Origin of the sequence: Thermogemmatispora tikiterensis (assembly GCF_003268475.1) — a bacterium.
Classification (GTDB): domain Bacteria; phylum Chloroflexota; class Ktedonobacteria; order Ktedonobacterales; family Ktedonobacteraceae; genus Thermogemmatispora; species Thermogemmatispora tikiterensis.
Genome location: NZ_MCIF01000002.1, coordinates 4335289 through 4345324, shown reverse-complemented (window position 1 = coordinate 4345324; position 10036 = coordinate 4335289). Strand labels below are relative to the sequence as shown.

Annotated in this window: 4 protein-coding genes; all 4 read right to left on the bottom strand. The window is 62.1% G+C overall.

Going from position 1 to position 10036, the window contains the following annotated elements; genetic code table 11:
- Positions 1-581: 581 nt before the first annotated feature.
- Entirely contained in the window at positions 582-2657 is a 2076-nt protein-coding gene (fusA, locus tag A4R35_RS17315) for an elongation factor G (protein ID WP_112431547.1), read from the bottom strand.
- A gap of 9 nt (positions 2658-2666) precedes the next feature.
- Entirely contained in the window at positions 2667-3116 is a 450-nt protein-coding gene (rpsG, locus tag A4R35_RS17310; protein WP_223258510.1) for a 30S ribosomal protein S7, read from the bottom strand.
- A 1686-nt stretch (positions 3117-4802) separates the two neighbouring features.
- Positions 4803-5261: a 30S ribosomal protein S12 gene (gene rpsL / locus A4R35_RS17300; protein ID WP_112431541.1), complete on the bottom strand. Its 459-nt coding sequence runs from the start codon at positions 5259-5261 to the stop codon at positions 4803-4805.
- A gap of 82 nt (positions 5262-5343) precedes the next feature.
- Entirely contained in the window at positions 5344-9690 is a 4347-nt protein-coding gene (gene rpoC / locus A4R35_RS17295; protein ID WP_112431539.1) for a DNA-directed RNA polymerase subunit beta', read from the bottom strand.
- Positions 9691-10036: the final 346 nt, after the last annotated feature.

The following is a 10036-nucleotide window of genomic DNA, read 5'->3' as shown; positions in this document are numbered from 1 at the left end:
GTTCATCCTCACTTCTTAGTGCTCACATGCTCAGTGCAACAGACATACGATAATGTGCCCAGGGGGTGCACCTTGCAACGGCCTTGTCTCACGATTACCAGCCAAGATAGGGTAGAGCAGCACGCACTCGCCTGGTGCGAGTCAAGCTGCGTGCGGTGCGGGCGCTTTCGGGAAGCGAGCGCCGCACGACGCGACCAGAGATAGAGTTAGCGGTCCGTTCCTTGCCCGAGGAGGGACCGGGCGAGAGCTGGGCCAGCCTTGCAGCAGATGGGTGGGTGCGGTTCTGCAAACCCCATTTGCTGCCTGAGCACAGCGCTCGCTCAGAACGGTGCCCTGGGAGGCCGTCCCCTGGCATCGGCTCCAGGGCTGGTGATTGAGAGCTGGACCGGCACAGCTCTGCTCTTGTGGAGCGGAGCGATCCCGCCCGCCCAGCCACCGGCGTGAGTGAGAGGTGCGGCGCAGACGCGGTTTCTTCTTCTCCCCGACTAGCTGTGCAGGGGAGAGGGCAGGGCACCGGACCTCCAGGCACGCCCATCCCACAGCGGGAAAGGAGGCGCTGCCAGCCGCAACAGGCGATCTTTCTAGCTGGCAGCCGCCTTAGCGATAATTTCGTCCGCGATATTGCGCGGCACTGGTTCGTAGTGGTCAAACTGCATCGAATAGCTGGCGCGTCCACTGGTCAAGGAGCGGAGATCATTGACATAGCCGAACATTTCGGCCAGAGGGACATGGGCCCGCACCACATAGACGGTGCCACGGCTCTCCATGCCCAGGATCACGCCACGGCGACGGTTGAGATCACCAATGATGTCGCCGTAGAACTCCTCGGACGTGGTTACCTCGACCAGCATCACCGGCTCCAGCAAGATGGGGCCGGCCTTGCGCGCCGCCTCTTTGATTGCCAGCGATCCGGCAGTCTTAAAGGCCATCTCGCTCGAATCGACCTCGTGATAGGAGCCGTCGAAGAGGGTGACCTTGACATCGATCATCGGATAGCCAGCGATGATGCCGTTCTCCAGCGTCTCCCGGATACCAACCTCGACCGGCTTGATATATTCCTTGGGGATGACGCCGCCGACAATGGCATTGATAAACTCGAAGCCCTTGCCGGGATTGGGTTCGACGCGAATCCAGACATCGCCGTACTGGCCTCGACCACCGGTCTGGCGAACATAGCGGCCCTGGGCAGTCGCTTCGCGTGTAATGGTCTCGCGATAGGCCACCTGGGGGCGCCCGATATTGGCCTCGACCTTGAACTCGCGGAAGAGGCGGTCGACGATCACCTCCAGATGCAACTCACCCATGCCGCGGATGATCGTCTGGCCGCTTTCAGGGTCGGTGCGCACCTGGAAAGTGGGATCTTCCTCAGCAAGCTTGCTGAGGGCGATCGTCATTTTGTCCTGATCGCCGCGCGTCTTTGGCTCGATGGCGATCTCGATCACCGGCTCCGGGAAGGAGATCGATTCGAGGATCACCGGGTGCTGCGGATCACACAGGGTGTCGCCGGTGAAGGTATTACGCAGCCCGACGGCGGCACAAATATCGCCGGCGCGGATCTCGTCGATATCCTCACGATGGTTAGCGTGCATGCGCAGCAAGCGACCGATGCGCTCTGTTTTGCCTTTGGTTGTATTTTCGACCGAAGAGCCTTTCGTGAGGGTGCCGGAATAGACGCGCAGATAGGCCAGGCGACCCACGAAGGGGTCGGAGACAATTTTGAAGGCCAGGGCGCTGAACGGGGCATCGTCTGCAACCGTTAGCGTGACCTGCTCACCAGTATTGGGATCAATGCCGACGGGAGGAGGGATATCGAGAGGGGAAGGAAGATAGGCAACCACCGCATCCAGCAAAGCCTGTACGCCCTTATTGCGCAGGGAAGAGCCACAAAGTACCGGCACCAGAGTGCCGGCAATTGTTGCTTTGCGGAGGGCGGCGCGGATCTCGTCCTTGGTAATTTCCTCGCCCTCAAGGTATTTCAGGGTCAACTCCTCGTCGGTCTCGGCGACGCGCTCAATGAGTGCGTCGCGATGACGCTTGGCCTCTTCCTCCAGTTCAGCAGGGATGGGCGTTGGCTCGGGCCGCGTGCCCAGCTCGTCGAGGAAAATGACAGCATGCTGCTCGATAAGATCGATGAAGCCCTTAAAGTCGCTCTCCGCACCGATCGGCAGCTGGATCGGAAGAGGATTGGCCCCCAGACGGTCACGGATCATCTGGATGGTGCGCCAGAAATCAGCTCCGACGCGATCCATCTTGTTGACAAAGCAGATACGCGGGACATTGTACTTGTTGGCCTGGCGCCAGACGGTCTCAGACTGAGGTTCGACGCCGGCGACGGCGTCGAAGATGACAATGCCCCCATCGAGGACGCGCAGCGAGCGCTCGACCTCGGCAGTAAAGTCGACGTGACCGGGCGTATCGATGATGTTGATGCGATGGTCGAGCCAGAAGCAGGTAGTAGCGGCGGCGGTGATAGTGATGCCACGCTCCTGCTCCTGCACCATCCAGTCCATCGTCGCAGCCCCTTCGTGCACCTCACCCATGCGGTGAATCTTCTTAGTGTAGAAGAGGATGCGCTCGGTCGTCGTCGTTTTTCCCGCGTCAATATGGGCGATGATACCGATATTCCGCGTTCTTTCGAGTGAGTATTCTCTAGACATGATTAAGTATTACCAGCGATAATGGATGAAAGCCTTGTTGGACTCTGCCATCCTGTGGGTTTCCTCCCGTTTCTTGATGGTCGCACCCTGTCCGGAGGCAGCGTCCATGATCTCGCTCGCCAGCTTCTCCACCATGCTCTTGCCGGTACGAGCGCGAGCAGAGCGGATGAGCCAGCGCATGGCGAGGGAGAGGCCGCGCTCTTTGCGGACATCGACGGGCACCTGGTAGGTCGAGCCACCGACACGGCGGGGCTTGACCTCGACCGTTGGCGTGGCGTTCCTGATGGCCTGCTCGAAGACCTCCAGCGCCGGGCGCTTCTGCCGCTGCTCAATTAAGGCGAAAGCCTGATAGAGAATGCGCTCGGCCAGGCTCTTCTTGCCATCGACCATCAGCTTGCCGATGAAGCTCGCGACGTTGCGGCTCTGGTACTTGGGGTCCACGACTTCGAGCCGACGCACTCCACGCCGATACTCGTACTTCTTGGTTTCCTTGCTATGCTTGTCTGACTCTGACCGACGGCTAACACGTTTGCGTCTTGGCAAGGTCTCTTCTCCTCCCTTTCGCTTCGCGGTCAACACACATGCTCGCCGCCGCTCCTGCTGCCGGCCTGGGCCGACAAGCGTGGCCGCAGTCCGCTTACGCGCGCAGACGAGCATCTACGCTACGTACGTATGATACCTGCCTTGTGCAAAGCACCAGAAAAGGCGTCGCTTCGATTGTAGCTGACACCTGCGCTTGCACTTCTGGTCGTCCTGGCCCCACGCTCTCCCCTACCACACCCGCCAGGCTCAGCGGGCAGGCAGGAGGACAAACGCCAGGCCGCCCGGCTGGCGGGTCTGCCGAGGCCGCCGCCCCGCGGGCAGGGCACCCACCCATCGCGTTAGAGGAATGCGCTTCTGCTTCTGCTGCTCGTCGATGAGAACGGAAGCTACAATCGGATACGGACGCCTACAGCATCACCAACGATGGTTGCCGCACCAATCGCGGGCCGCCTCACACGCTTCTGACTGAATCCATACTGTAATCGAGTGAACGCTGGCGCAGGTCCAGCGGCGGAGGCCTCTTCTCATCAGCGGACTGGCGCGGGTCCCTTCCCACATGTTCGGGCAGAGCAGCGGATCTGCTGCCGCGAACGTCGCTGTCTTCCTCGCTGGCCGCTCTTCCTTTCTCCTCCCTTACTCTCCAACCACTACGGGCAGTCCGTCAGACCTCTCTGCTTGTTTGTTTGTTTGCTTGCTTGCTTACTAGCTTTTCTCAGCCAGCGCTCTTGCTGATACGGTGAGCGTTTTCTTCCTTGCTCGCTACCTCAGCTGGCCAGAGGCGAGCGGAAGGCGGGCTGGCTAGCCCGGCCCTGCTGGGGGAGTACCTATCACCTTATCCTTCCCAGCAGACACAGAGACAGACAGACCCGCAGTCACCTTGCTGGCTGGGTAGCTGAGCCGGCGGTGACCGTGGTAGCCTCCGCGGCCCGGTCCCATTCGCCAGAACAACAGCCAGTCAGGTAACAGGCTGTCTCGCGCTGCTCCAGCCTGGCTTCTGGAGCGATCCGCCTCTTCGAGCGCTTGCGCGTCCTTGTGCAGGCTTTTGCTGTTGAGCGCTCTGGCCCAGCCTCCATCTGCCGACCCGCCCGGCGTGAGGCGCTAGCAGTTCTCCTTGACAACCTTCACTTCACCACAGGCTGCAGCGAGGATTGGTTCTGTTTGTTTGTTTGTTTGTTTGTTTGCTGGCTTGAGATATGAGGCCAGGGGTGGCAGCCAGTCAGTCAAGCCAGTCAGCCAGACGATGGCGACTACGGCACTGCCTGCCGTCTTAGCTTAGCCCTGACCCGCTTACCCTGCGGCGACGATAGCGCGCGGCACGGGCAAGCGAACAGGCAAACAAACGAGCGTCTCTTTCCACGTGACACGCCAGAGCGAGCGCACTCTTTAGTTGTTGCCTGCCTGGCAGAGGGACAGACGTGGAGGACACCCGACACTCATCGAGCGTGAAGAACGCCGATGGGCGCGTGATCGAAAGTGATGCACGACCTGTAAACCGACCTACCTGAACGCTCTCAGGCGGTATCGGGCAGGGAAGCGGGGAATGTGGCGGGTCGGATGGCTATGCTTTTTGCATGCTTCTGCGCTTCAGCAGCCGCCCACGCGCTACTTCTTACCACCCCTGGCGGCTGGAGTGGCCGCCGCCTGCCCAGGCTTGGGCCGTTTGGCTCCGTACTTTGAGCGACCGCGACGACGCTTAGCGACCCCATCGCTATCGAGCGTACCGCGGATGATATGGTAGCGCACACTGGGCAGATCCTTAACGCGCCCACCGCGGATCAACACCACCGAGTGCTCCTGGAGGTTATGGCCCTCGCCAGGGATATAGGCCGTGACCTCCATCAAGTTACTCAAGCGCACGCGCGCGATCTTGCGCATGGCCGAGTTCGGCTTTTTAGGGGTCATCGTACGGATCTGCGTGCACACGCCGCGCTTCTGCGGCGCGCCCTGCATGCGCATGACACGATTCTTCAGCGCGTTGTAGGAATACAACAGCGCCGGAGCCTTCGAGCGTCTGACCTTCTTGGAACGGCCCTTTCGGACCAGCTGATTGATCGTTGGCAACGAGCAATCCTCCCCTAACTGTCCTCTAAAGGGGCGCGCACCAGCGCGCCCCTTCTCAATCTATGCGCGGTTGTATATGGTATCACTCATCACTCAGGCTGTCAAGAGCCACGCCGGGGGTACCGCTATTGTGGCCGTTGCTGCCAGAGTTCCCACCCAGGCCCGCGCCCACTCCGGCTACGCTGGGGGTGCCTGTCAGGCGCTGCTGCGCCTGTTGCTGGCGCGCCAGCTGTTCACGGCGTCGCTGTAAGAAGCCGGAGCCAGCCGGAATGAGCTTGCCGATGATGACGTTCTCCTTGAGGCCCACCAGATGGTCGGTCTGGCCCTGAATGGCCGCCTCGGTCAGCACGCGCGTGGTCTCCTGGAACGAGGCCGCTGCCAGGAAGCTGTCGGTGTTGAGCGAAGCTTTGGTGACGCCCAGCAACACAGTCTGGGCGCGAGCCGGCTCGCCGCCCTCGGCCAGGACGCGCGCGTTGGTCTCGGCGAAGGCGAAGCGGTCGACCAGGTCGTTAGGCAGCATGTCGGTATCGCCCGGCTCCTCGACGCGCACGCGGCGCAGCATCTGCCGGATGATGATTTCGATGTGCTTGTCGTTGATGCGCACACCAGTGTTGCGGTAGATGCGCTGCACCTCCTTGACGAGGTACATCTGGACCGCTTCGCGTCCGAGGATGCGCAGGACATCCTGCGGGTCGAGATGGCCGCTGGTGATGGGGGTCCCGGCTTTGATGTACTGCCCCTGAGCGACGGCCAGGCTGCGGGCTGCCGGCACCGGATAGCTGCGCTCGTCGCGCTCCTCGGAGCGGATGGTCAGCACGCCGTTCGCGTTGAAGAGCACTTCACCGCTGGTGCGGGCCCGTACTTCGCGCGGCTCGCTGCCGTTCTGCGGCGGCTCCAGGGCCAGCAGCTGGTCCTTCTGCACCTGGTCATGCTCGTTGACGAGGATTTCAGCCCCGGGCGGCAGGCGGTACTCGTCGAAGATGGTATTCGTCGAGACGACGCGCACGGTGCGGCTGCCCGTGTTCTCATCTTTGATGATCTCGACGACGCCATCGATCTCGCTGATCTCCGCCTTATCTTTGGGCACGCGCGCCTCGAACAGCTCTTCGATGCGCGGCAGACCCTGGGTGATGTCGCCCTGGGCGCCAGCGATGCCGCCGGTGTGGAAGGTACGCATGGTCAGCTGCGTGCCTGGCTCACCGATGGACTGGGCGGCGATGATGCCGACGGCCTGGCCCAGCCGCACCAGGCTGTTCTCCGCCAGGTCGCGGCCATAGCACTTGCGGCAGACGCCGCGGCGGGTCTGGCAGCCCAGCACGGAGCGGACACGCACCTGCTTGACACCCGCCGCCACCAGGGCATCGGCGATGTCTTCGGTGATCTCGTCGCCGACTTCGATGAGATGCTCGAAGCCGGGGATTGGCTCCAACAGGATGCGCCCGATGATGCGCTGGCGGATGTCAGGCAGCATCATCTCCTTGCTGTCTTCATCGGTGATGAGAATGCCCTCGGTGGTCTGACAGTCCTCTTCGGTGACAATGACATCCTGGGCGACGTCGATCAGGCGCCGCGTCAGATAGCCCGACTCGGCGGTGCGCAGAGCGGTGTCCGCCAGTCCTTTGCGCGCGCCATGACTGCTGATAAAGTACTCCAGCACGCTTAGCCCTTCGCGGAAGTTGCCGCGGATGGGCACGTCGATGATCTTACCAGACGGGCTGGCCATCAGGCCGCGCATACCGGAGAGCTGGCGGATCTGCTGGAAACGGGCCTTGGTCGCGCCAGACTTGGCAATGGTGAAGATGGCACCGTAGGGGTCCAGCGTCTGCTCGACCATCTTGGTGATGTTCTCGGTGACTTCGTTCCAGATGTCGATGGTCTGCTGGTATTTCTCGAAGTCGGTGATGAGACCCTCACGGTACTGCTCTTCCAGGGCGGCAATCTTGGCGTCGGCCTTGGCCAGCTCCTCGGCTTTGCCCTCGGGCACCTTGATGTCGCTGACGGCAATGGTGGCGCCAGCCTTGGTGGCATACGAGAAGCCCAGGCGTTTGATTTCGTCAGCCAACTCGCAGGTCTTGACGCGCCCGTACTCCTTGTAGCACTCGGAGATGAGAGCGCGCAGGTCGTCCTTCCTCATCGGATAGTTCTTGAAGCGCATGCGCTCGGGCAGCGATTCGTTGAAGATGATGCGCCCGACAGTGGTGGTGATCAGCTGGCGCTGCGCATACATGGTCGGCCCTGCCGGCGGCGGCTCATCGAAAATCTGGATGCCATCCATGCGCACCTTGATGAGGGCCTGCAGGTCGATGACGCCGTGATGGTAGGCTAGCAGGGCTTCGGTCGGATCGGAGAAGACGCGCCCCTCTCCCTTCTTGCCCGGGCGATCCTGCGTCAGGTAGAAGCAGCCAAGGACCATGTCGCCGGTGGCCCCGATCGACGGCTCGCCAGTGGCTGGCAGCAGCAGGTTGCGGGTGGACATCATGTACTGCCGCGCCTCATCCTGGGCTTTCTCGGACAGCGGGACGTGAACGGCCATCTGGTCACCATCGAAGTCGGCGTTGAAGGCCGAGCAGACCAGCGGATGCAATTGGATGGCACTGCCTTCGACTAGTACGGCCTCGAAGGCTTGCAAGCCCAGGCGGTGCAGGGTCGGCGCACGGTTGAGCAGGACGGGATGGTCCTTGATGACTTCCTCCAGGACATCCCAGACCTCGGGCCGGACGCGCTCGACGAAGCGCTTGGCACTCTTGATGTTGTGAGCGTCGCCGCGCTCAACGAGCTTACGCATGACGAAGGGCTTGAACAGCTCCAGGGCCATGCGCTTGGGCAGACCACACTGGTGCAGCTTCAGCTCAGGACCGACAACGATCACCGAGCGGCCAGAGTAGTCGACGCGCTTTCCAAGCAGGTTCTGGCGGAAGCGTCCCTGCTTTCCTTTGAGCATGTCAGAGAGGCTCTTGAGCTTGTGGTTGCCCGAGCCGGCTACCGCTCGCCCGCGGCGCCCGTTGTCGATGAGGGCGTCGCACGCCTCCTGCAGCATGCGCTTCTCGTTGCGAATGATGATCTCCGGCGCGCTCAGCTCCAGCAATCTCTTGAGACGGTTGTTGCGGTTGATGACGCGGCGATAGAGATCGTTGAGGTCCGAGGTGGCGAAGCGCCCGCCATCCAGCTGGACCATTGGACGCAGCTCAGGCGGCAAGACTGGCAGCACTGTCAGGATCATCCACTCGGGACGATTGCCCGACTTGCGGAAGGCCTCAACGACCTTGAGGCGCTTGGTGGCCTTCTTACGCCGCTGGCCCACGGTCGAGCTGATCTCCTGGCGCAGCTCCATTGCCAGTTTGTCAAGATCGATATCGGCGATCAGCTCGCGTACGGCCTCAGCGCCCATGCCGGCGCGGAAGACGTTGCCGAAGGCTTCCTTCAGCTCACGATAGCGGTTCTCCTGGAGCAGGTCCATCTTCTTGAGGTTGACCAGGTCGCGACGCAGCTGCTCCAGACGATGGCGCCGATCGGTGCGCTGCGACTCCAGCTGCGACTGCAGCAGGTCGATCTGGCCCTGGTAGTCCAGGTTGAGGCGCTCGGCCTCGCGCTCGCTCTCGGCGCGCACGGCCTCCAGGGCATGGCGAGCCTGCTCGGCGATATCGTTGCGGCAGGTCTCGGCCACCTGCTCCAGCAGCTCGATGTGCTTGAGCGTGACGACCTCGCCGCGCGGGACAATGATCTGGCCGGTCGGTTCGTAGACAATATCGTCCTCCGCCGGCTTGCCGCGCTGGGCGCGCAGTTCAGCCAGGGTCTCGCTCTCAGCCTGGCGGGCCCGCTCCAGATCGCGCTCACGCTCCTCTTGAATCTGGCGGATGCGAGCCGCCAGGCGGGCACGTTCGTCCTGAATCTCGCTGTCGCGCTGCTCCTTGAGGCTGTCGACACGCTCAACAACCTCCTCTTCGGTCGTCTGCTGAAGATTGGCCAGTTCGCGATCCAGCTCCATCAGGGCCTTCTGACGCGCCTCTTCGTCGATGTGGGTGACCACGTAGAGCGCGAAGTAGAGGATGCGCTCCAGGTTGCGCGGCGACAGATCGAGCAAGAGGCCGATGCGGCTGGGAATGCCCTTAAAGTACCAGATATGGCTGACCGGCGAAGCCAGCTCGATATGGCCCATGCGTTCGCGGCGCACCTTTGAGCGCGCGACCTCGACGCCACATTTGTCGCAGACGATGCCCTTGAAACGGACGCGCTTGTATTTACCACAATAGCACTCCCAGTCCTTGGTGGGGCCGAAGATACGCTCGCAGAAGAGACCGTCCTTCTCTGGTCTGAGAGTGCGGTAGTTGATGGTCTCCGGTTTCGTGACCTCGCCGTAGCTCCAGCTGCGAATCTGCTCGGGGCTGGCGAGACTGATGCGAATTGCGTTGAAATCGTTGACTTCGAGCATGCTGCCTCCTGATGGGAAAGGGAAAGGCCCCGGCCATCTCCTCGACGCTCTCTTGTTTTCTCTTCTTCTACCACTCCAGTGCCGGCCTTGCCTTACTGTGGGCTGCTCCGCTCTCGGCTGCGCTGGGCGCTCTCCCCAGCTCACTTCAGCTCAGCTCAGCTCATTCCAGCGCATCCGGCCTGCTGCTCTCTGGCCTGGACGTGGGCGCTGATGACAGGCAGGACGGCAGGCAGCCGGCAAGCCAGCCATGAACGACGATCAGCACGGCAGGCTTGCCGACCAGAGAGCAGGCGGACGACGGGCGACGGCACAACCCAAGACGGTAGGGGAGCCGGGGAGGGAACAG

Coding starts and splice junctions, on each gene's coding strand:
- fusA (WP_112431547.1), bottom strand. CDS start 2,657: ATGTCTAGAGAATACTCACTCGAAAGAACGCGGAATATCGGTATCATC.
- rpoC (WP_112431539.1), bottom strand. CDS start 9,690: ATGCTCGAAGTCAACGATTTCAACGCAATTCGCATCAGTCTCGCCAGC.